Genomic DNA, 20,722 nt, shown 5'->3' with positions numbered 1-20,722 from the left:
ATGAAGACAAAAGTCGCATATGAAGGTAAAACGGAGGGGATGGATATTACTCAGAATAGACCGACTTTTGTCAGGTTGATGGTTTGAATCGATAAGATATAAATTTATCTTCACTTATGAGACATTAAGTATAAGGATGACAGGATGAAATATGGAATTATAATACACGGCCCGGAAATAATAGACAGTGGCTGGGCAGGGAAAATAATACAACTTCTTTCAGCAAGAGCAGATGTGTATGCCGTAGCCGCCGGGACTATGTGTAAACTGGCCGTGCTGGATTCCTTTCTTGAAGATTTAATCGACATCTGGAGTTTGAGCAAACCCAGTGAGGCGATCACTGAACTTGCAAAAGAGTGTGACTGTGTATTCCTGCTAAATCATGGTAAAACCATTGAAAGCGGGATTGTTTTTGGAAATATGGTGGCGGATAGAGTGGATATTGAAGTCCCCCTTGTACATGTTGAAAGACCCGGGAATTTGGATGGGAAAGTTATTCACAGGGGACAAAATGTAAACTCCGATGTATACTGGCTATGCAGGAAATTGGGTATGCCACTGGTGTACCCTGAAATTGCAAGGCAACCATCTATCAGAAAAAACGATAATAAAACGATACGTATGATTTCAGGGGTCCTGCCCGGAGAATCCATAATGGTCAACGGCCTTGTAATCGGTTACGCCAATACTGAGGATGTGGAATTAATATTTGAGGATGGGATTATTATTGCTATCAAGGGCGGACAATTGAAAAAACATGGTGTGGAAAAACTTGCTTCATACATCGGTAAGATTGACCCTGAAAATGCGTGGATAAAAAGTGGAAATTTACGCCGCACTCCTGTTCTGGAATCAATGAACAGGGAAAGAATTGATGTTCATAAGCACCAGTTATGTAGGGCCGTAATTATTAACCATGAAGCGGAAAGGACATTCGAACTTGCAAGAAAAGCGGACCTAGCAATTTCAGTTGGGGATGACACAACGGCTATTGCAGGAAGCATCCTGAAACGTCTGGAAATACCATTGATAGGAATTACTGATGGGGACAGGGATAATGTGCTTGTTGATGCTGAATATTGCGAAGGTTCTACGATAATACAGGTTGAAAGAGGTTGTGACGATATAGTGGGAGAACAAATAAAGGATTCATTCTTTCCTACATCCCTCCCCGAATTTCCCTCTAAATCTTATCTGGAAGAACAGATTCTTGATCTGGCAAAATTTCACATAAGGCATGTGATCTTCTATCCAATTGAATCTAATTATTAATCTGTATCCCTCCAGGTATTTCCAGATAGTTACATACACTTATTACTGAAGATATTTTATTTTTATTAGGGAGTTTTGGAATTGCCAGCTTGAAATGATGTGAAGCCGGCGTATAAAATGCCCTTTACAGGTGATATAATGGTGAGGGTTGAAAAAGACACAGTAGGTATTAAGGCACTCAGAGAGCAAATTGAAAAGAACAAAGAAAAGTAAAAGTTAAGGGATAATTCAATCCCTTTTCTTTGCTATCCAGAACATAAACATCAGGCCAAAGACTGCAACAATTGCTTCAAATCCGGGTTGCTCAACAGGCTCTTCAGTTTCAGTTACAGAATTGAATAATTTTTCTGATTTGTCCAGATATTCATTGGCCTTTTCCATGTTGTGAATGCCAAGACATCCGTCCTCTTCAACAAAATGCATGTAAAAGACTGCATTGTTGTAGTCTTCAAGTTTTGTCTCATAGGAAGCCGTACCATTGAGATTTTCCAGAGCAACACTGGCATTGTTCTGTACACTTTTAAGTTCTTCAATCCTTTGCGCAATCAAATCCTGTCTTGTTTCAATAACTTCTGCAAATTCTTCATCATGGCAATCATAACATTCCCCGGATGATTCCAAACTGAATAGCAGTTCGGGTTCATAATCGAAGGTATGCCCGGCTATTTCATGTGTGGTGTCATTATACTCCCTTGAAGCCATATGACAATCCAAACACCCGACCTCAGGGTGGTTGCCTGTGTTATAGATGGAATCGTTATACATCTCCCAGTTGGGATGGTGGATTTCCGTAGTCATGCCATCTGCCGTGGCACCCATGCCGTTATGACAATTCCCACAAAGAAGAGCCCCCTCTATACGGTATTCAGCGGAATGTGGTTCATGGCAGGCTACACAGGTAACACGCCATTCTTCTACATCTTCAGGTTGTGGAACTTCATCCAGGTTCAGACCATCGATACTTTCATCTTCCAGAGAAACAATGGCACCATCGGTGCTTTTGAATGAGACTCAGGAATTATCCCTTTCAAGAATGAAGGTTTCCGCCACATCAGTGGGTTCGGAATGACTTGCCATCGATTCCATATCAAATTTTTTGTAGGAATACTCATCCCATTCATCAATAATAGGATGATGTGAATCCGTATGGCAGTTGCCACACATCCCGGCGGAAAGATTCACTTTTGGTATATGGCTGGACGGATTGTCAATATGTGAATCATAACCTGTTTCAGGAGGCCGATGGCAGACTTCACACGTAATTGGCTCAATAGTTGTCTCCACATCTTCTCTTCCCTATGTTTCCTTTATTGAGGATTCAACGTGGCATTCCGTGCAACTTTCAATGTCAACAACCGACCCTCCTGCCGCTTTCAGGGAATCCGCGTGTGCCGAAGAATTCCATATAATGTATTGTTCATTGTGACATTGCTTGCATGTCTCCGGTTGCCAGGCCCCTGTCATGCCTGCTGATAAGAATAACAAAGTTAGTGCTACAATTACAATTTTGATCAACTAATACTCCCACGTTAATCTTTTGATAAGATTAGCTATGATTGTATTTAGTATAATCGGGTAAAAAAGTATTCTATTTGTTGCGATTTTAGTATTGGTGTGGAGCTTTTGGGATTCCACTCCTTATTGTAGATTTTTATCATCGGGGCTTAAGGGAAGGTTGAATCCGAATATACTGTATTTGCCGTATTGACTTTCTACCCACACATTTCCGCCATGTAATTCAATCAGTTGCAACAAAGGCACTCCATTATTCATAATCTCGCTGGACGAAGATTTTGATAGTGAAATAGAAGTTATACAACCAACTACCAAATCTGACCTCACGACAAGAGTAGAAAATCTGGAAAATAAGCTTAAAAATCTTGAAAAATCAATACCATAAGACGATAAAAGGTCTGGTGGGCCCGCTGAGATTCGAACTCAGGATCCTCGCCGTGTAAAGGCGATGTCATGACCGGCTAGACCACGGGCCCCAGCCTGTGTTTGCATCCCGTAAATGTTACAAGTTGTATATATCATTTTTGATGTATGGAATGCCATTCTTTTTATAATAGTAAGATTTGATTAGGTTTTGATGGATTCAGACCCTGAAAATTATGAATATGAAGAAGATATAGAAGCCTATTATCTCGGGGATTATGCAAGTATCGGTTCGATTGTAAGGGAAGTTCTTCCCTTTGAGCTTCTTGCTACTGTAGGAGGTGTTGTTGCAGGCCTCATTCTTTCCGGTATGACAGAAGAACTTCAGGTAATTCCCGGGCTGTTAGTGATAACTCCGGCAGTGCTTGGAATGCGGGGTAACATCTCCTCTACCCTGGGCTCCCGTCTGGGGAGTGCAATACATATGGGTCTGATTACAAAAATAGAGCGCAACCCCGAATTGCTCAACAATATTGGCGGTTCTCTTTTGCTCAGTTTGTTGCTCTCTTTTGTACTGGGTTTGTTGGGTCATTTTATGACAGTTGCTCTGGGTCTGGAAAGTGCAGGTGCCTTTACCCTTACATTAATAGCCGTTATAGCAGGTTTGTCTTCAGGTTTAATTCTCTCTGTAATAGCAACGTTTTTTGCCATAGGTATGTTCAGGTTTGGTTTTGACCCGGATAATGTAGTCACACCCTCTATAGCAACTATAGGTGACATCGTATCCATGTTCATGCTGTTTCTTTCCGCAAAGGTGGTGTTGGCAATATGAGCTATTATTCCATTGGAAGTATAGTGAAAAGCAGTGCACCTATCCTTTTCCTGACTTCTTTCATCGGCCTTTTTGCAGGTCAGATCATGAACTCGCATCTGGATAGTTTGATCTCATATCCCATCCTTTTACTCCTGATACCCGCATTGATAAAAATAGGAGGAGATACAGGCAGCATGCTTGGAGCAAGGCTGGCCTCGGCATTTCATATGGGTCTTGGTACCACACGTATCCATAAGAATCCTGTTGTACGCAATAGTCTGGTAGCTGCTTTTATTGTAGGTATTATCGCTTCCTGCTTCCTGAGTGTAGTGGTATGGATTGTGGGGATGATTGTTTACAATGGTATAGAGTTTACAAGTCTTTTCAGTATCTCTGTAATGGCATGCGTGATAGAATTGGTCATAGTATATGCAGTAACACTGGTTGTAGCAGTTGCCTCTCACAAATTCGGGCTTGACCCGGATGATACCGTTATTCCTATAATTGCAACTATCGGTGATGTTGTAGGGATCTCTGCCATATTTGGAGTTATAGCATTGTTGGAGTTTGTCTGACACTAATAATGATTAAATGATTATGTTTTTATATTCGCGAATTAGTTTAAGTTAACAAAGGTAGAACGAATCATGTGTCCCAAAGAGATCAAATATAGCCCTACTAATCTCAAAGATCTTCTTATTCAAATGAAAGACACCTCAGAACTTATGGTAGATCTTGCTTACTCTGCTATGGTTTATGATGATGAGGATATTGCTGAGGAAGTCCTCCGCTTAGAAGAGAGGATGGATACTTACTACTATCACATGAACATGGCTGCAATGTTAAGTACCCGTCGTGTTGAGGAAGCCGAAGAAATGACGGGGGTGCTTCAGGTAGCTTCATCTTCTGAAAAAATCGCAAATGCAGCTGCTGATATCGCCCAAATTGTCCTGATGCAAATGGGTATTCCGCTGGAACTAAAAATGGCACTCAGAGAAGCTGAAGAAACCATTTTAAGGGTAACAGTAAGCGATGATTCCAGCATGAATGGTTATACACTGGGCGATCTTGAACTGGATACTGAAACAGGGATGTGGATTATTGCTATCCGACGCCAGAATGATTGGATATACGATCCAGATCACTCAACACGCATACGTTCTGGAGATGTCCTGTTTGCACGAGGGCATGATGAAGGGGTACCTCTTCTGATCAAACTTGCCACCAACAAAGAGTATGTTTTACGGGATAATTCACACGAGCGACTATTAAAAGACCTGGAAAAGGCCGTAGATATCATCGTAGACATGAAAAACATGGCTGAAATGTCTGTAGGACTTGCCTATTTTGCAATACTCTATGACAATAATGATATAGCAGAAGAGGTGCGTGCCATTGAGTCTGAGATGGATGTCATGAAATATGATCTCCAGCACTGGGTACTTGAAACCGCAAAACATGTCTCTGATGTTGACGAACTCAAGGGTCTATTACATCTTGCCAATGCATCTGAAGCCATCTCTGATGCTGCGTATGGTATTGCTGATACGGTGCTCAGGGATATAGAACTGCACCCCATAATTACTCTTGCTGTTAGAGGTTCGGATGAAGTTATCACGAGGGTTGTAGTGGAAGACTGTTCCCCGATTGTCGGTGATACGCTCGGAGAATTGCAGCTTGCCACTGAGACAGGGGTCCACATAATGGCCATAAAAAGAGCCGGGAGATGGCTTTACAGTCCAAGTGCCCGCACTCGTATTGAGGGAGGAGACATCCTTATAGGACGAGGTTCTCGCACCGGGGAAGAGGCTCTGCTGGAAATGTGCGCCTGCCCCGTGAGAGAGGATTGATTCACTTTGGCTGGTGCTTTTGCATTTCTTTTTTTGCCAACATGTTGGAGCCGAACGTATACAGAAGGATTACAATTCCCAGCCAGATAAAATGCTCTCCGATATCCGGTCTGCCTATATATTTTAATGCAAGACCTGTAGCCAGGACAAACATGTTTGCCAGGCCGATTTTCTTGTTTCTTTTAACGGTACTTTGATACATCTGCTTGTGTACAAGATATTCTTTTTTCTCATCCTTCATAGGTGTTCACATCCGTGGTGTAGTTATAATCATATCAGCTGCTTTTTGCAGTCTCTCAAGGACTGCAGTTCCAATCCCTTTTTCAGTAAAAGACCCGTCTACAATTATCAAATCCATACCCTTTGAATCCATCTCTCTTAATCCTGCAAAAATACGCTTTGCTGCTGTCTCGGGTTTAGTTGCCTGGCCTATAGATAATTTTTCTTCCAACAGGAAATCGTTTTGGATCTCTTCTGTAAGTAACAATCCTGCCCTTTCCTGTTCCTTTTTAGTCTTTCCAACAAGGTATGCAATTTTTGCAGATACGTCTTTTGCTTTTCCCTGCACAAGTATAACCTTTGCAGAAGGTGAATAATGGGTATATTTCATGCCGGGTGAAAGGGGTTTTTTCGTATGATCCATTTTTGCATATCCAATACATACTTCTGAATTTGTGCATTGCTGTATATCTTCGGCAGAAATCTTTCCCGGGCGCAATATCACCGGGACCTCTCCGCGTGCATCGACTACAGTAGATTCTACACCAATTTCTACTTCCCCTCCGTCCACAATTGCATCGATTCGGCCTTTAAGGTCTTCCTCGACATGGGACGCAGTTGTAGGACTGGGCCTACCGGAAAGGTTTGCGCTGGGGGCAGCAATAGGTTTGCAGGCTGCCTCTATAATATTTTGGGCAATCTGGTTTGCAGGCATGCGGATTGCTACGGTTTCAAGTCTTCCCGTAGTTATATAAGGCACCATATCTGTTTTTTCGAGAATTATTGTCAGGGGTCCTGGCCAGAAGCATTCTGCAAGTTTTCTAGCAATAGGGGTAAAAGTGCTCACAAGTTGTCTGCATTGATCCTGATTTGATACATGGACTATAAGAGGATTATCAGCAGGCCTGCCTTTTGCTATAAATATTTGCTCTACAGCTTGTGGGTTAAGTGCATCGGCTCCCAATCCATAAACCGTTTCTGTAGGAAAGGCAACAGTTTTGCCTTCTCGCAACAACTTTCCTGCCTCTTTGAATATATCGTCTGCTGTCTTTTCAGCAATCCTCATTATCTCTGTTTTTTTTTGCATACGGGATACTTGTTCCATTCCTTCACTATATCAGGACAGGCTTATCTTATATCTTTAACTTTCACATCTTCTCATGATCATCTTCAATAGTTTCTTCATGTTTAACCGGGCAGCTGGAATTTATTATACAATAGGTTTTACCGTAGTCATCTACAGTTGATTCTTCACAAAGTCCAACTCCGTGCCTGTGAGCAGCCCTGCTTATCATGTGAGCTGCTACGGGAGCTGTTAACAGAAGAAAAAGACCAACAGTAATTGCTTTGATTCCCATGGGTCCGAACCCAAGTTTTACAACGATTCCCATCATTACTCCAAAGGCTCCAAGTGTTCCGATCTTGGTTGTTGCGTGAAGCCGGTTGTATACATCAGGGAGCCGATAAAGTCCCAGCATTCCCAGGAATACAAAGAACATTCCCGCGAAGAAGAAAAAATTGCTAAGAATATCCTGTATAAATGTTATGTTATTCAGAATACCACTCCCTCATCCAGATATTTTGCGATTGTGACAGTTCCAACAAAGGTTATAATAGAAATCACAAGAGCTACATCCATAAAAAACACAGATTCATGGACAAAAGAATAAACACCCAGCATAACCGCAATTACTGTTGTAAGGGCATCCACCGCGATTACTCTGTCTGGAATTGTAGGACCTTTGATAATCCTGTAGATACAGGGAATAATTGATAATACCATAAATACAAGCGCTATGTCAAGCAAATGGATTGTGTTCATTCGAAGGCCTCCAGTACATATTCTTCCAGATCGTCCCTTATAGAATCACGTATTTTTTTTGCATCGTCGATGTCGATACAGTGTACATACAATGTAGATTTGTCATTAGATATATCAATAGTAAGGGTCCCGGGCGTCAGGGTGATGGTGTTTGCGATAGCTGTAATACCAACATCTGTTTTTGCCCTGATGGGAACTGCTATAATTCCGGGTTTTATATCGATTTTTGGTTGCAGTACGATTTTTGCTACAACAATACTTGCCTTTACAATCTCAACTATGAGTATGGAGAGATAATGTATCTGTTTTGGTATGCGGTTTAATTTATCCCTGTATGAAATTTCCTCTCCGAAATTATAGAGTTCCTTAAATGGCCTGATCAGGAATGGTCCGATCATGGCACCTATGAGGAAATTGCTCAGGTTTACGACACCGTGAACAAAACACCAGACAAAACCAAGTGCAATTGAATACAGAACATATCTTTTCATCTTACGCTCCCTCCCAGGACTGCGTTAATGTATGGTTGCGGATTAAGAAGCTGATTTGCAATCTCACTTGAAAGGGATATCAATGGTTCTGAATACACACCAAGGATGAGTACAGCTGCTGCAAGTATAATTATTGGTACTGTTATCATTGGTGAAGGCCCATGTGATGAATAAGGGCCATATTTTTCAAAATCCCTTGCTTCACCCCAGAACATGAGTAACCATGCCCTGAACATGTAGAATATTGTAAAAACTGCGAATGCAAATCCTATAAGCACTGGCAAATAATATTCTCCCAACATAGCCGCGTCAAAAAGGACAAATTTTGCTATAAAACCTCCCAGTGGCGGCATTCCTGCAATGGACATCGCTCCTATAAGGAACATGCTACTCATTAGAGGTGCACTTTTGACCATTCCTCCCATATGATGCATATCCCTTGTTTTGGCATGGTGAATAATCCCTCCGGATGTCAGGAAAAGCATGGATTTGGCAATTGCATGATTAACAAGATATACCAAAGAAGCTGCAAGGGCATAAGCTGTTCCCATTCCAATCCCCAGGAAAACATAACCTATCTGGCTGACACTGGAATAGGCAAGGAGGCGTTTGACATCTTTCTGGCCGACAGCAGCAATGGCCCCTATTGCTATGGTGATCAATGCAAGCAGGATAATAATTGGTTTTAGTAAAAACAGTGCATCTTTAAAGACCAGGAAATATACCCGGAGAATTCCGTATGCTCCCACCTTGATCATAACACCGCTAAGCATGGCACTTATGGGTGATGGGGCTGTCGGGTGGACATCCGGCAGCCAGTAATGAAGAGGGAATATGGCTGCCTTATTACCAAAAACGATGAGAAATAATAAAGCAATGAAATAGATATGCCAGGGCATAGTTCCTGCATCACTCAGTGCGGATATTTTCACTGAAAGGTCTGCCATATTCAGGGTTCCCATTGTTGCATATAGAGAAGCGACTGCAATCAGCATTACCATTGAACCGATCATATTCAAGATGAGATACTTGAATGTCGCCTCCATTTTATCGGAAATTGTAGTGACACCTCCGTTTTCCGAAGCTACTACCAGTCCGCATGATGAAAGCAGCAGTATTTCGAAAAACACAAACATATTGAAAATGTCCCCTGTGAGGAATGTTCCATTTAAGCCTGCAACAAGCAAGTTAAAAAGAGAATGATATGTTGTGTTCAGGGACTTGCCTTCGATGTAATCCAGGGAATATATAAGCGCAAGCAGGGATATCCCTGAACTCAATACAACCATCCCGGAGCCCAGCAGGTCGGCAACGAGTATTATTCCATATTTACCCCATTCCCCAACTTCGTAAACCAGTATTCCGCTGTTCCATACTTGCAAGAGGAGAATAATACTCATCAATAATATGGAAGCTGATACAATTATGTTGAGGGTCTTCTGGAAAGTTGGTCTGGAACGCAACATTATCATTAATGCTGACATAAGTATGGGTATTGCAACCAGTAGTATTGGGAGGTGTTCCTGAATATTCATCCCCTCAGCCTCCTGAGTTTCTTTACATCGGTGGTACCGTATTCTTCATGGATGCGGTAGGCCAGTATAAGTATAAATGCAGTAGTCGCAAGGCTGATTACAATAGCTGTTAACACAAGAGCCTGGACAAGGGGGTCTACGAAAGGGGTTTCCGTTCCAGGAGGCACTATTGGTGCAAGTATACCTTCAGATAATTTATCTGTAAAAATTATCCCGCTGCCAGAACCATGATAGCCCTCTGCTATTATAGGAGCTTTTTCACCATCAAATACTCCGGTTGAAACTATTAGCATATTTACTGCATGAGAGATGAGGGACAAGCCGATGATGATTTTTATGATATCCCTGCGTAGGATTAAAAATGTCCCAATTCCAAATATAAGGGCTATTGTTATTGATAATATTGTATTGTTCATTCGTCTTCACCCACGTTTTTGAATATGTATAGCAAAGTGCCGATTACGACAAAATATACACCAATATCAAAAAGAGCAGCTGATACCAACTCTATTTCACCGTAAAGTGGTATCTCTACAAATTTGATTAAACTCCTAAAGAAATTATGTCCATATACAATTGCCCCAAAAGCAGTTAGTGAAGAAAGAAGTAATCCAAAACCGAACCATTTATCCCATGAAGGGTTAAAGAAGGATTTGATATATTTCAAACCAAAAACAACATAGGTCAGGGAGATTACCGAAGCAAACATTACGCCTCCTATAAATCCTCCCCCCGGATTATTATGTCCTGCAAGTAAGAGGGATATTGAGAACAGGATAACAAGGGGAATGCAGATCTTGGTAATTGTTTTTGTAATTAATGTTGTCATTTTCCTTCACCTCTGCTGTGTATTAAGTTATAGACTCCCAGGGCTGCCAGACATAACACTGAAATTTCTCCCAACGTATCATAACCACGGAAATCTACAAGGATTACATTTACAACATTATGCCCTCCTGCAAGTGGAACACTGTTTTCCAGGAAATAATAGGAAAGCGATTCAAAGGGTGAAACAATACCTTGGGTTGCATTGAGAAGCAAGATCAGCACTGTAACTGCGACAGCAGATGAAATTACTAAATCCCTTGCCAGAATGGTTTTTGGTATTTTTTCCTTGAATGTCTGGGGAATCTTTGCTATTACAAGCAGGAATATTATTGTGGAGAGGGTTTCCACAAGCACCTGTGTAAGAGCAAGATCGGGTGCTTTGAGATATATAAATACCAGACTGACAAAGTACCCAACCGCCGAAAGTGCGATGACAGCAGCCAGGTATCTGTGAAGGGTTGCTGCTGCAATTGCTGCGATGATCATGAGGATCAGTATCAGTGCCTCGTAAAGGGGAATATCAAAATTAAGGTTGGCAGGGAACACCTGTGTTGCCATCATGAATGCTGGTATGGCAAACAGTATGACCATTAAAAATAATATAGCATAGATGTAGAGCTTTATGCTACCGGGCTGGGCAAAATTGGCAAATCCTTTTGCACTTCCCTTTGCTCCATCAACAATCCTGTCATAGTAATAGTTCACACTTACCCGGGGGTATTTTACATTAAACCTATCCTGCCAGGCCGCTATACTATCATAGCGTGTGTAAATTGTCAGGCCTGCTATGAAAGTGATTACTGTCATGAGAAGGGCCGGTGTAAGACCATGCCAGAGTTTGACATGCAGATGTACTTCCTCGAGCACGATTCCTGCGGTTGCGGGTTCAATTATATTATGGATCGGAATCGAAGGGACAAGGCCAAACAGGATGACAAGACCTGCAAGGAATGCTGCAGGAATAAGCATTGTATACGGTGGTTCATGTATATGCTCGGGCAGGAGATCATGGTGTTTTTCCCCCAGGAATATCCCGTCGATAAGTTTGATGGAATAAGCAAAGGTAAACACACCTCCCAGTACTGCTGCTGCCGGTATCAGGAATGTGAACGGTCCTCCGAGAATATGTCCCATCTCAACTGAGGTTTCATAGAACATTTCCTTACTAAGGAAACCATTGAGAGGTGGAATTCCTGCCATTGCAAGGGCTGCTATGGATGCAATGATAAAGGTAATAGGCATGTCTTTTCGCAAACCACCGAGTTTGCGTATGTCCCGGGTGGCTGCTTCGTGTGCAACAATGCCTGCTACCAGGAAAAGACACGCTTTGAAAGTTGCGTGATTGAGAAGATGGAAAGTTGCTGCTGCCACTCCTAAACCGGGTTCGTGGTAGGATGTGTAACCATACATTGTCATCATGTATGCCAGCTGGCTGATAGTTGAATATGCCAGGATTGCTTTGATGTCTGTCTGGCGGAATGCCAAAAATCCCGCAAGCAGCATTGTGAATATGCCAATTCCACTTACTAAGATAAACCAGGCTTCTGTACCTGAAAATATGGGGTGTATCCTGGCTACCAGATATATTCCGGCCTTAACCATTGTTGCTGAATGCAAAAAAGCACTGACTGGTGTGGGAGCCTCCATTGCATTTGGAAGCCATATGTAAAAGGGCCCCTGTGCGGATTTGGCAGCTGCACCTATCAGGATAAGTATCAGTGTTATTAAGAAGAAAGGATGAGCTTTGATGTTTTCAATCATCGCGGGGTTCTGGAGAATAGTAGCGATATCATAGGAACCTGTAATAGTATGTAGCAGGATAAATCCTGCCAGCATGAAAAGACCGCCACCTGCTGTGAGCAGCAGGGATTTTGTGGCTCCGTAGATGGAAGCGGGTTTATCTCTCCAATAACCGATAAGCATGAATGATGTGATACTGGTAAGTTCCCAGAATATGAAGAGCTGGAGTGTATTCCCTGCAAAGACCATACCGATCATGGACCCCATGAATAAGAGCAAGTACTGGTAATAACGGGGGAGGTCTTCCTTGTGGGACATGTACCCATTGGAATAGGACATTATAATTACACCGATACCGGATGCTATGAATCCGATCATCATAGCCAGTCCATCGGCATAAATGCTGAATTCTGCACCGATGCTTGGCATCCACTCAATTGAATGTTGTATTATATGTCCATGAATTATTTCGGGAGCTACTATACCTATTAATGCAAAGCTCAGGAAGGCAATTCCTGCTGCAAACCAACCGATCCTGTGCTTCAGGAACTTTTCCAGCAGCGGTATGAATATCGCCGCGGCAAAGGGTAAAAATATAGCCAGTATGATTACCGTAAAGGAGTCCATGTCTCTCCTTAATTAAATTCCAATATATAACTGTTGTTCATGATCAATAAATATTTTTATTAAGTCCATTTGATCATATTTATCTATTGTTCTTCTTCGTTTGTTATTTGTTCAAGTCAGACCGCGGTTCTTAATCATTATTCATTTTGCTTTGTCAGATTTTATGGCCTGGCGGCGCTGTCTTCTTTACATATACCTCTCTAGGGGGCAACAAAATATATATAGGTTTAATCTGTATAGGGAGAGTGCTTCAGGGTGGCCCTGAGGTACAGGGCGTCTGCGTTTTTGTAGATGTCTGATAAACAGAATGGGCCCGTGGTCTAGTAGGTTATGACATCGCCTTGACATGGCGGGGATCCTGAGTTCGACTCTCAGCGGGCCCACTTCCGAAATTGCGATATACTTAAATAAAAAAACCGCATGTATGTGGTGCTCCCAATGCCCAGGTAGCTCAGTTTGGGAGAGCGCTGCCCTGAAGAGGCAGTCGTCCCCGGTTCGAGTCCGGGTCTGGGCACCAATTCAGTATGAACATCAGTAGTGTAGTGGTTATCACCGGGCGTTGCCAACGCTCGAACCCGGGTTCGAATCCCGGCTGATGTATAACTATTTTTTTCTTTTATCCTTTGGCCTTATTTGATATATCGTCCTTCAAATTACCGGGTGTAATTTTTTCTACTATAATGTATTTTAGTATACTTTTTGAAGTTGTATACCAGGATTTTGCTATCAAGTCATTTATCCACGGATAAAAATATACTTCAGGGTGAATGACTATCTACTAAAAATATAAAGGTGAATGATATAAATTTTTATATGCATAAATAGCCAGATGATAAAATAATGTTCGAGATCCCCATTATCAGCCATTTACGCTCTTTCGTGCCTTCCCAAGCAACTCCTGAATCCGCTTTATATCATCTTTATCTTTTGGATGCAATCCAAGTGCCTGTTTGTACATCTGTATGGCCATACCGTAATTGCACATTCCATGAAAAGCCCGCCCCTTCATTTCCCAGATTACCGGTTTGTTCATGCCTTGCTGCACAAGGGTATCAAAACACCTGTTTGCCTGTGAATATTTGCCAAGCTGTATACAGGCCACTCCTTTGTTAAACAGGGCATTCTTGTTGGACGGTTCCATCTCCAGTGCTTTGCTGAACAATTCATAGGCTTTTTTGTGGTCTGTCCTGCATTCCTGGCCCTGTATTATCAGTTCTTCAACACTCGCTTTTTTCTTATTCCGCAATTTACTTCGGGCACGGTTTAATGCATCTGTGTTGCTTGTATTATTTGTAGAAAGTTTGCCCTGCGATTTTGAGACGGTTTTTCTTTCCTTCTTTGCAGGTGGTATGTATTTCTCCAATCCAAGTATTTCATGCATTATCATTATAGCTGCATGTTTATCCAGTGGCTCATTGTTATTGCCACATTTCGGGGACTGGATACATGAAGGACATCCCTCTTCACAGGGGCATCCCTTGATTGCTTTTAAGGTAACATCAAGCATTTCTTCAATTTTGTCAAAACCGTTCTCTGCAAAACCAACACCTCCTTCATGACCATCATAGATGAATATCCCGCTTCTTCCCTCCAGGTCTCCATGTGATGGCGTGGATACTCCTGCGACATCGTTGCGATCTGCAAGCAGATGTACCGGATACATTGCTATCATTGCATGTTCAATTGCATGCAGGCCACCGGCAAAATCCCGCTTCTGTTTACTCACCATCTCCTCATAGCCTGCAGGCAGGTCTATCCACAAACTTTCGGTTTCAAGGGATGAAGGGGGCATTTCTATTTCCTTCCTGCCCATCTCTTCATCCGATCCGTGCCGTATTCTCCGGAAACCTGTCACCTGTTCGACAACTTCGACCCTTCCCAAACCGACGGTAATATCGTCCAGTTTCCCGGGTTTTTTTTCTTCGTACTTTTCCCTCAGGAATATCTCGGAAGCAACCATTGGTTTGGTATAATAATCAGCTTTACCTTTCTCAACAAGGATTTCTTTCTTGCTGTGGTTCATCATTTGCACAACATAGGGATTTCCCATATGGATATAGATGGCTCCTTCAAATGCTTCCCTGAAAGCCATTGAGCGTTCCAGGTCTTTTTCAATAATCTTCCTCTTGCCACCTGTGGTATCTATAAGGCAATATCCGTTCCTACCGGCTCCCCTTATGTTCACCTGTCCATGGGGATGGTTATCAAGACAGATTGTACCCTTTTCATTTTCTGCAAGCAATTTTTCTTCCTTCAGGACTCCAATAACATCCCGTATTCCGCTACCGAAATACTTCTCGTCCTCCTGTTGCAGGGGTAATTCTTTTGCTGCACACAGTATATGTCCCGTTTGTATGTAGGTATTTTCAGGATTAATGACAGCATCTTCGCAGGATTTTGCAAAAAATTTCTCTGGATTGCGCATGTAATATTGGTCCAGGGCATTCTGGCCGGCCACAAGTACCACCATGCTTTCGTTCTCTCCTCTGCCGGCCCTTCCGGCCTGCTGTCGGGTGCTCATTATAGTGCCGGGAAATTCATCAAGGATACAACCATCGAGTCCTCCGATATCAATTCCGAGTTCTAAGGCATTTGTTGAAAGGACGCCTTTAAGAGTACCATTCTGCAATTGTTTTTCTATGAGAATCCTGTCTTCTGGACTATATCCACCGCGATAAGGGGCGATCCTTTCTTTCAACCCCCGGTTTTGCAGTTCCTTTTTTGATTGGAGGTACATTCTCTCCATTTTCTGGCGGGAACGGGTAAAAAGAATAGTTTGCAATCCTTCCTGTATTAATGTGGTAAACAACCGGTTTGAATCTGCAAAACTGCTTTTGCGCAGGAAGTAACCCTTTTTGTTATAGTATGCCGGCGGGTTCCAGAATACAAACTTCTGTGCTCCCCTGCCTGAACCATCCCTGTCAATGACCTCCATGTTTTTTCCAGTCAGGTTGCATGCATGTTTGCCGGGATTGCCAATGGTGGCGCTGCAGCATATGTATTGGGGATTGGATCCGTAGTGATCGCATATTCTCTGCAGCCGGCGCAAAAGATTTGCCATGTTGCTGCCGGTGACTCCGGTGTAATAATGGCTTTCATCGAGGATTATGTATTTCAGGTTGGATAATACTCTGTACCACTGCTGTTTCCAGCCCAGTACACTCATATGCAGCATTTCGGGATTGGTAAAAATAATATTTGCATCGGCTTTTGCCTGCCATCTCTCTTCTTTAGAGGACGGCCCTACAAAACGGCCAATGTCAATCCTTTCACCCAGTATATCTCTCAATTTCACAAAATTTGAATACTGATCATTGGCAAGGGCATTTAGAGGTGATATATAAAGGACAGTAGAGGCAGGATGGTCCATTATTTCTTCAAAAACAGGTATTGTATATGCCAGGGATTTTCCGCTGGCCGTACTGGTTGCCAGTACGATGTTTTTACCACTTCTGATCTTCTCAATGGCTTCTGTCTGATGGGAATATAGTCTTTTAATTCCTCTTTCATGCAGGGCAAACCTGAGCAATGGCTTGATATCAACATTATCATACTTTCCCTGTCTTTCTTTTATGGATTCACTGTGTACGATTTGCCCTTCGTAGCCCCTGGATGATGTTATTTTGGAAAGTATTTTTTCGATATCCATTGTTTTTTCCTCTTCCATGCCCCTGAATAAATGTGTATATCCTGACGGCAAACTTGTTGGGGTCGTATAGAGGATTGTTTATTCTTATGTTTATCCGATGTTTGGGGTACCTACACCCATCACTATCAGGCGTGTTTCCATTGGTGGGTGATGCCAGCCATCCGGGACCACAGTTTTCTTTTCAAACGTGATTTTCACCCTCTCAGAATCTATACGGCATTTGTTCATGTATCCTTTAACAATACTCTCTCCGGTTTTTCTTGCAAAATCCAGGGCATCCACATATTTCTTGAACTGCTTTCTTTGCCCGGGTGCAAATACAAGAAAATTCTCTTCGGGCCGTTGCAGGGAATGTGGCCGGATCATAATATCCACGCGTTTGATCCCTTTTCCCATAAGTGCTCCTACCGCATTACCAACTTCAAAATTTTCAGGTACCTTTATGTCTGCGATCAATATTTTTTGTATTTCATCCACGTAAGCCTTAACAGGTCCCCCAACCAGGGCTACAGGAATATCCAGATTCAAACGTGCCGGATATTTGCCGTTAAGTATGTCCGTGATCACTTTTTCATCAACATCCGGCAGCAGGAAGTGAATAAGTTCTTTTGACATATTTTTTGCAAACATTTCTTTGATATTTTTACAAAACTCTATCTTGTTCTTCCTGAGAAGTTTTGAAAGCATCTCTGCCCCTTTTTCAGAAGCTTCTGCATTCCACTCCGTATAATCTCCCAGTACATGCAGGGCATCTGTCGGAGTGAATCCTATTGCCTGGACAATTCTTTTCTGTATCAGGGAATCCAGTACATTGGCAGAAGGTATCCCATTTAGTTGATGAGAAATAGTCTGTATGGAAACCGGCTGTTCACCCAGTAAGTCCAGGATTTCTTTCTCTTGTGGATCAATATGCTGGTGGTCCGATTGATTCTTTATAAAAAAGCGGGTTGGCTGGAAATTTTCATTTTCCATTACACGGAAAGTAGGTGCCTGTTCGCTCAGGATTTCCATAAGTTGTGGGTGATGTGTAGCAGCCATACATAGAGGTATTACTCTTCTGGGTCCGATATTTATGCTCTTTTTAGTAACCCAGATGTGACTGTCTCCTCCCATAGCAGAAGTTTCCATGTCGATTGCTTTGACCCTTGTTTTCCAGCCACCAACTGTAGCCCCTTCTGCTTTTAACTCCGGTAGTCCTTTGTAGATAGCAGAAACATCGGTGCTTGTGCCTCCAACATCCATAACGGCACATGTATCCAGGTTTGCTAGGTATGAAGCACCCACAAGACTTGCTGCAGGTCCGGAAAAAATAGTTTCGATTGGCCGATGCAGAGCATCCTCTATATTGACCACAGATCCATCACAACGCAACATCAGCATTTTTTCCTTTATTCCGAGTTTTTCGATTTCATGGATGACTGACCGGATGAATTTTGTAGTAACAGGAATAAGCTGGGCATTGAGGAGGGCAGTGACAGCTCGTTCATAGGCTCCGAGTTCCTGGGAAAGTTCATGGCCGCATACAACCGGTTTGCCGGTAAGTTCGAGGATTTTATCCTTTACTTTAAGTTCATGTTCCGGATTACGGGTTCCAAAATAGGCAGAAACTGCGAATACCGAAACCCTGCCTTGAACTTCTTTGATATATTCTTCCACTTTTTTCATGTCCAGGGGTGTCGACTCTTCACCGTTTTGGTCGTGTCCTCCGGCTATGAATACATAATTCTCTGCAGCAAGTTCTCTTTCCAGGGGATGGTCACCGATCAGGATTAGGGAGGCGGATGCACCGGTTTTTTCCAGAAGGGTATTTGTGGAAAGTGTTGTGGATACGGACACCAGGTTTATGTTTTCCATATATTCCCGGTTCAACAATTCCAGGACGTTATGTATGCCCATAATGAGGTCCGGATAGGTAGTAAGGGATTTAGCCCAGTCTACGACTTTCCCATCCCGGTTACGGATAAAAACTGCATCTGTGTACGTTCCGCCAGCATCAATTCCCAGACTGTATTGCATTTTCCTTTCACTCCAAAACGAGATTTTCCGGTTGGTATAAATGCTTTTGTATTTAACTTCAGGGTTCAATGCGTTTTTATAGCCGGGATGGGTGTATTTTATGATTATTTGTATGGGATACCCGGATTCAGTTATCTGCTTTCTTCTTGAAAAATAACCAGCCCTTATCGTTCTTGCCGTACTTCGTCTTAATAAGAACATAGTCGCCAGTCAATTGTTTTCCTTTTAGTGTGACGATGATTTCCTTGTCTTCAATCTTTATTGCTTTGTAGTTTCCCCTGTCCCATATTTCAACTTTGCCGGCTCCGTATTGTCCTTCAGGTATTTCTCCCTCAAAATCGGCATATTCCATTGGGTGGTCTTCCGTCTGTATGGCAAGTCTCTTGATTCCGGCTTTTTTTGGAGGTTGTTTGGGAACTGCCCAGCTTTTCAGTACGCCATCAATCTCTAGCCTGAGATCATAATGCAGATTGCTGGCATCATGTTTCTGTATTACAAAAATAGGCTCATCGGATCTGGAAGTCTCTTTGGCTTCAGGTTCAGATGTCCTGTTAGAATCTCTTTTTTTCCTGTATTCTTCCAGCGTGAACTACCACCCTCTGAATAGGGTGGCTTCCTGCTTCATAGCCCTTCCCATTGAAAACAACTCCACAGGCTCTCCCCGTAGTTCCTACGGTGCTTCAAATACCTATCAAATTCTGTTTATTTAAAGCAAACTTCTTAATATTAATTGCAGCATTGACATCTCTGTCATGGGATGCACCACAATCAGGACATTGCCATTGTCTTTCTACAAGTGTAATGTTGTTGTTATGATACCCACAGACATTGCATATTTTCGTGGATGGTTCAAATTGTCCAATTCTCAATATGCTTTTCCCATACCATTCTGCTTTATATTCCAATTTGGTTACAAAAGAACTCCATGATACATCACTAATGGATTGTGCAAGTTTATGATTTTTCAACATTCCAGATACGGTTAATGTTTCCAGTGCAATAGCTTGGTTTTCGCTAATTAATCTGGAAGTTAATTTATGCTGAAAATCATTTCTCTGATTTGCTATTTTCTCATGAAGTTTGGCTATCTGCTGTTTTGCTTTATCTCTATTTTTTGAACCTCTTTGTTTTCGTGAGAGACGCTTTTGTAATACCTTCAGTCTTTTCACTGAATTATTAAGATGCCTGGGGTTATCTATTTTTTCACCGTTAGACATGATGGCAAAATCTTTGATACCAACATCAATACCAACCGCACTATTTTCATCAAAATCCTGTTTATCAGGTAATTCTTTACCATCATCTACAAGAATGCTGATGAAATATTTACCAGACGATGTTTTTGATACTGTTGCGGTTTTCAAGTTACCATCAAAGTGCCTGTGCAACTTAGTTTTAATCCATCCAATTTTGGGAAGTTTGACTTTATTCGTCTCAAAATCCACTTTATAATATTGTGGAACAGAAAATGATTGTACTGGATTTTTCTTTGATTTAAATTTGGGAAAACCCGTTTTCTCACGGAAAAACCTGGTAAAAGCATTATCCAGATTAAGAGTAGCTCCACGTAAAGATTGTGAATTGACTTCTTTCAGCCATTCCATATCTTTATACAATGTTGGAATTGTTTTATTCAATGTAAATCTGGAAATTGCTTTTCCGTCTTGCTCATAGGATTTAATTTTTTGTTCTAAGGCCCAATTATAGATTACCCTCACACAACCAAAATGCTTGCTAAACATTTCTTCTTGCTGTTTTGTTGGATACATTCTATATTTGTAGGCTTTCAACATATATATCCACCTATGCACTTGACACTATTTATACTTTGTGCCAAAACCACAAAAAGACGCATTCATCTCCTGCCTTATGGAAGGAGTCTTCTGCTTATTTAGGTAATTCATCCACCGTTTGAAAACGGTGGTCTTCTTACTCTATCATGATAAATAAAAATATGAGTAAAGAGCTATAATAGGATATT

The 20,722-nt window shown here is 42.0% G+C and carries 21 protein-coding genes and 4 tRNA genes; 8 read left to right on the top strand and 17 right to left on the bottom strand.

Annotation, left to right across the window (positions count from 1 at the left end):
* Positions 1–144: 144 nt before the first annotated feature.
* Positions 145–1,272 (top strand): DUF2117 family protein, encoded by a 1,128-nt coding sequence (locus tag CP947_RS02020; protein ID WP_096711573.1) that lies wholly within the window; start codon positions 145–147, stop codon positions 1,270–1,272.
* 228 nt (positions 1,273–1,500) lie between these two features.
* Here the strand turns inward: CP947_RS02020 and CP947_RS02015 are convergent, their stop codons facing one another.
* Positions 1,501–2,037, bottom strand: a complete 537-nt coding sequence (locus CP947_RS02015) for an ammonia-forming cytochrome c nitrite reductase subunit c552 (protein ID WP_241645789.1) — start codon at positions 2,035–2,037, stop codon at positions 1,501–1,503.
* Here CP947_RS02015 and CP947_RS10465 point away from each other — a divergent pair.
* A complete protein-coding gene (locus tag CP947_RS10465; protein ID WP_164908979.1) occupies positions 1,975–2,280 on the top strand; it encodes a hypothetical protein in 306 nt (101 codons plus the stop codon). The two genes, CP947_RS02015 and CP947_RS10465, sit on opposite strands and share 63 nt — an antisense overlap.
* 3 nt (positions 2,281–2,283) lie before the next feature.
* On the opposite strand, the gene CP947_RS02010 is transcribed toward CP947_RS10465, so the two are convergent.
* The 3 genes from CP947_RS02010 to CP947_RS02005 form a co-directional block, all read right to left on the bottom strand.
* Positions 2,284–2,556, bottom strand: a complete 273-nt coding sequence (locus tag CP947_RS02010; RefSeq protein WP_096711571.1) for a hypothetical protein — start codon at positions 2,554–2,556, stop codon at positions 2,284–2,286.
* Between the two features lie 12 nt (positions 2,557–2,568).
* Complete coding sequence (locus tag CP947_RS10345) at positions 2,569–2,787, bottom strand: multiheme c-type cytochrome (protein WP_105460541.1); 219 nt, start codon at positions 2,785–2,787, stop codon at positions 2,569–2,571.
* A gap of 399 nt (positions 2,788–3,186) precedes the next feature.
* Positions 3,187–3,263 (bottom strand) — tRNA-Val (locus CP947_RS02005).
* Positions 3,264–3,364: 101 nt separating this feature from the next.
* Here CP947_RS02005 and CP947_RS02000 point away from each other — a divergent pair.
* The 3 genes from CP947_RS02000 to CP947_RS01990 all read left to right on the top strand — a co-directional run bounded on the left by CP947_RS02000 (position 3,365) and on the right by CP947_RS01990 (position 5,814).
* Positions 3,365–3,982 carry a magnesium transporter gene (locus CP947_RS02000; protein ID WP_096711570.1) on the top strand — a complete coding sequence of 206 codons (618 nt, stop codon included), beginning with the start codon at positions 3,365–3,367 and terminating at the stop codon, positions 3,980–3,982.
* On the top strand, positions 3,979–4,539 hold the full coding sequence (locus tag CP947_RS01995; RefSeq protein ID WP_096711569.1) for a magnesium transporter: 561 nt from the start codon (positions 3,979–3,981) through the stop codon (positions 4,537–4,539). The genes CP947_RS02000 and CP947_RS01995 overlap by 4 nt, the downstream gene beginning before the upstream one ends.
* 72 nt (positions 4,540–4,611) lie before the next feature.
* A complete protein-coding gene (locus CP947_RS01990) occupies positions 4,612–5,814 on the top strand; it encodes a potassium channel family protein (protein ID WP_096711568.1) in 1,203 nt (400 codons plus the stop codon).
* A gap of 1 nt (position 5,815) precedes the next feature.
* On the opposite strand, the gene CP947_RS01985 is transcribed toward CP947_RS01990, so the two are convergent.
* The 9 genes from CP947_RS01985 to mbhE all read right to left on the bottom strand — a co-directional run bounded on the left by CP947_RS01985 (position 5,816) and on the right by mbhE (position 13,076).
* Positions 5,816–6,055, bottom strand: a complete 240-nt coding sequence (locus CP947_RS01985) for a hypothetical protein (RefSeq protein ID WP_096711567.1) — start codon at positions 6,053–6,055, stop codon at positions 5,816–5,818.
* 6 nt (positions 6,056–6,061) lie between these two features.
* Positions 6,062–7,120, bottom strand: coding sequence for an L-threonylcarbamoyladenylate synthase (locus CP947_RS01980; RefSeq protein WP_241645721.1), 1,059 nt, complete (start codon positions 7,118–7,120; stop codon positions 6,062–6,064).
* Positions 7,121–7,181: 61 nt separating this feature from the next.
* Positions 7,182–7,562 carry a monovalent cation/H(+) antiporter subunit G gene (mnhG, locus tag CP947_RS01975; protein ID WP_279387840.1) on the bottom strand — a complete coding sequence of 127 codons (381 nt, stop codon included), beginning with the start codon at positions 7,560–7,562 and terminating at the stop codon, positions 7,182–7,184.
* A gap of 23 nt (positions 7,563–7,585) precedes the next feature.
* A complete protein-coding gene (locus tag CP947_RS01970; RefSeq protein ID WP_096711564.1) occupies positions 7,586–7,855 on the bottom strand; it encodes a cation:proton antiporter in 270 nt (89 codons plus the stop codon).
* The gene (locus tag CP947_RS01965; protein ID WP_096711563.1) at positions 7,852–8,346 is read right to left on the bottom strand and encodes a Na+/H+ antiporter subunit E; all 495 of its coding nucleotides are present in this window, start codon (positions 8,344–8,346) and stop codon (positions 7,852–7,854) included. Before CP947_RS01965 ends, CP947_RS01970 begins: the two co-directional genes overlap by 4 nt.
* Entirely contained in the window at positions 8,343–9,881 is a 1,539-nt protein-coding gene (locus CP947_RS01960) for a proton-conducting transporter transmembrane domain-containing protein (protein WP_096711562.1), read from the bottom strand. Before CP947_RS01960 ends, CP947_RS01965 begins: the two co-directional genes overlap by 4 nt.
* The gene (locus CP947_RS01955; RefSeq protein WP_096711561.1) at positions 9,878–10,297 is read right to left on the bottom strand and encodes an NADH-quinone oxidoreductase subunit K; all 420 of its coding nucleotides are present in this window, start codon (positions 10,295–10,297) and stop codon (positions 9,878–9,880) included. Before CP947_RS01955 ends, CP947_RS01960 begins: the two co-directional genes overlap by 4 nt.
* Positions 10,294–10,710: a monovalent cation/H+ antiporter subunit B gene (locus tag CP947_RS01950; RefSeq protein ID WP_096711560.1), complete on the bottom strand. Its 417-nt coding sequence runs from the start codon at positions 10,708–10,710 to the stop codon at positions 10,294–10,296. The genes CP947_RS01955 and CP947_RS01950 overlap by 4 nt, the downstream gene beginning before the upstream one ends.
* Positions 10,707–13,076, bottom strand: coding sequence for a hydrogen gas-evolving membrane-bound hydrogenase subunit E (mbhE, locus tag CP947_RS01945; RefSeq protein WP_096711559.1), 2,370 nt, complete (start codon positions 13,074–13,076; stop codon positions 10,707–10,709). Before mbhE ends, CP947_RS01950 begins: the two co-directional genes overlap by 4 nt.
* A 309-nt stretch (positions 13,077–13,385) precedes the next feature.
* On the opposite strand from mbhE, the gene CP947_RS01940 reads away from it, so the two are divergent.
* The 3 genes from CP947_RS01940 to CP947_RS01930 all read left to right on the top strand — a co-directional run bounded on the left by CP947_RS01940 (position 13,386) and on the right by CP947_RS01930 (position 13,676).
* Positions 13,386–13,459, top strand: a tRNA-Val gene (locus CP947_RS01940).
* 57 nt (positions 13,460–13,516) lie between these two features.
* A tRNA-Phe gene (locus CP947_RS01935) sits at positions 13,517–13,593 on the top strand.
* 11 nt (positions 13,594–13,604) lie between these two features.
* Positions 13,605–13,676, top strand: a tRNA-Gly gene (locus CP947_RS01930).
* Positions 13,677–13,935: 259 nt separating this feature from the next.
* Here CP947_RS01930 and CP947_RS01925 read toward each other — a convergent pair.
* The 4 genes from CP947_RS01925 to tnpB form a co-directional block, all read right to left on the bottom strand.
* Positions 13,936–16,725: a DEAD/DEAH box helicase gene (locus CP947_RS01925; protein ID WP_096711626.1), complete on the bottom strand. Its 2,790-nt coding sequence runs from the start codon at positions 16,723–16,725 to the stop codon at positions 13,936–13,938.
* A 90-nt stretch (positions 16,726–16,815) separates the two neighbouring features.
* Positions 16,816–18,741 (bottom strand): hydantoinase/oxoprolinase family protein, encoded by a 1,926-nt coding sequence (locus tag CP947_RS01920; RefSeq protein ID WP_096711558.1) that lies wholly within the window; start codon positions 18,739–18,741, stop codon positions 16,816–16,818.
* A 127-nt stretch (positions 18,742–18,868) separates the two neighbouring features.
* A complete protein-coding gene (locus CP947_RS01915; protein ID WP_096711557.1) occupies positions 18,869–19,324 on the bottom strand; it encodes a DNA polymerase ligase N-terminal domain-containing protein in 456 nt (151 codons plus the stop codon).
* A gap of 97 nt (positions 19,325–19,421) precedes the next feature.
* The gene (gene tnpB, locus CP947_RS01910; protein ID WP_096711556.1) at positions 19,422–20,534 is read right to left on the bottom strand and encodes an IS200/IS605 family element RNA-guided endonuclease TnpB; all 1,113 of its coding nucleotides are present in this window, start codon (positions 20,532–20,534) and stop codon (positions 19,422–19,424) included.
* Between the last annotated feature and the right edge of the window lie 188 nt (positions 20,535–20,722).

The sequence above is a fragment of the Methanohalophilus euhalobius genome, assembly GCF_900215215.1.
In the GTDB taxonomy this organism is placed as follows: Archaea; Halobacteriota; Methanosarcinia; order Methanosarcinales; family Methanosarcinaceae; genus Methanohalophilus; species Methanohalophilus euhalobius.
This window is presented reverse-complemented; position numbering and strand designations above follow the sequence as displayed.

Bases quoted from the DNA above. Each gene is read 5' to 3' on its own strand.
- CP947_RS02020 (WP_096711573.1), top strand. From the start codon at position 145: ATGAAATATGGAATTATAATACACGGCCCGGAAATAATAGACAGTGGC.
- CP947_RS10465 (WP_164908979.1), top strand. From the start codon at position 1,975: ATGACAATCCAAACACCCGACCTCAGGGTGGTTGCCTGTGTTATAGAT.
- CP947_RS02015 (WP_241645789.1), bottom strand. From the start codon at position 2,037: ATGTATAACGATTCCATCTATAACACAGGCAACCACCCTGAGGTCGGG.
- CP947_RS02000 (WP_096711570.1), top strand. From the start codon at position 3,365: ATGGATTCAGACCCTGAAAATTATGAATATGAAGAAGATATAGAAGCC.
- CP947_RS01995 (WP_096711569.1), top strand. From the start codon at position 3,979: ATGAGCTATTATTCCATTGGAAGTATAGTGAAAAGCAGTGCACCTATC.
- CP947_RS01990 (WP_096711568.1), top strand. From the start codon at position 4,612: ATGTGTCCCAAAGAGATCAAATATAGCCCTACTAATCTCAAAGATCTT.
- CP947_RS01985 (WP_096711567.1), bottom strand. From the start codon at position 6,055: ATGAAGGATGAGAAAAAAGAATATCTTGTACACAAGCAGATGTATCAA.
- CP947_RS01980 (WP_241645721.1), bottom strand. From the start codon at position 7,120: ATGCAAAAAAAAACAGAGATAATGAGGATTGCTGAAAAGACAGCAGAC.
- CP947_RS01970 (WP_096711564.1), bottom strand. From the start codon at position 7,855: ATGAACACAATCCATTTGCTTGACATAGCGCTTGTATTTATGGTATTA.
- CP947_RS01965 (WP_096711563.1), bottom strand. From the start codon at position 8,346: ATGAAAAGATATGTTCTGTATTCAATTGCACTTGGTTTTGTCTGGTGT.
- CP947_RS01960 (WP_096711562.1), bottom strand. From the start codon at position 9,881: ATGAATATTCAGGAACACCTCCCAATACTACTGGTTGCAATACCCATA.
- CP947_RS01955 (WP_096711561.1), bottom strand. From the start codon at position 10,297: ATGAACAATACAATATTATCAATAACAATAGCCCTTATATTTGGAATT.
- CP947_RS01950 (WP_096711560.1), bottom strand. From the start codon at position 10,710: ATGACAACATTAATTACAAAAACAATTACCAAGATCTGCATTCCCCTT.
- mbhE (WP_096711559.1), bottom strand. From the start codon at position 13,076: ATGGACTCCTTTACGGTAATCATACTGGCTATATTTTTACCCTTTGCC.
- CP947_RS01925 (WP_096711626.1), bottom strand. From the start codon at position 16,725: ATGGATATCGAAAAAATACTTTCCAAAATAACATCATCCAGGGGCTAC.
- CP947_RS01920 (WP_096711558.1), bottom strand. From the start codon at position 18,741: ATGCAATACAGTCTGGGAATTGATGCTGGCGGAACGTACACAGATGCA.
- tnpB (WP_096711556.1), bottom strand. From the start codon at position 20,534: ATGTTGAAAGCCTACAAATATAGAATGTATCCAACAAAACAGCAAGAA.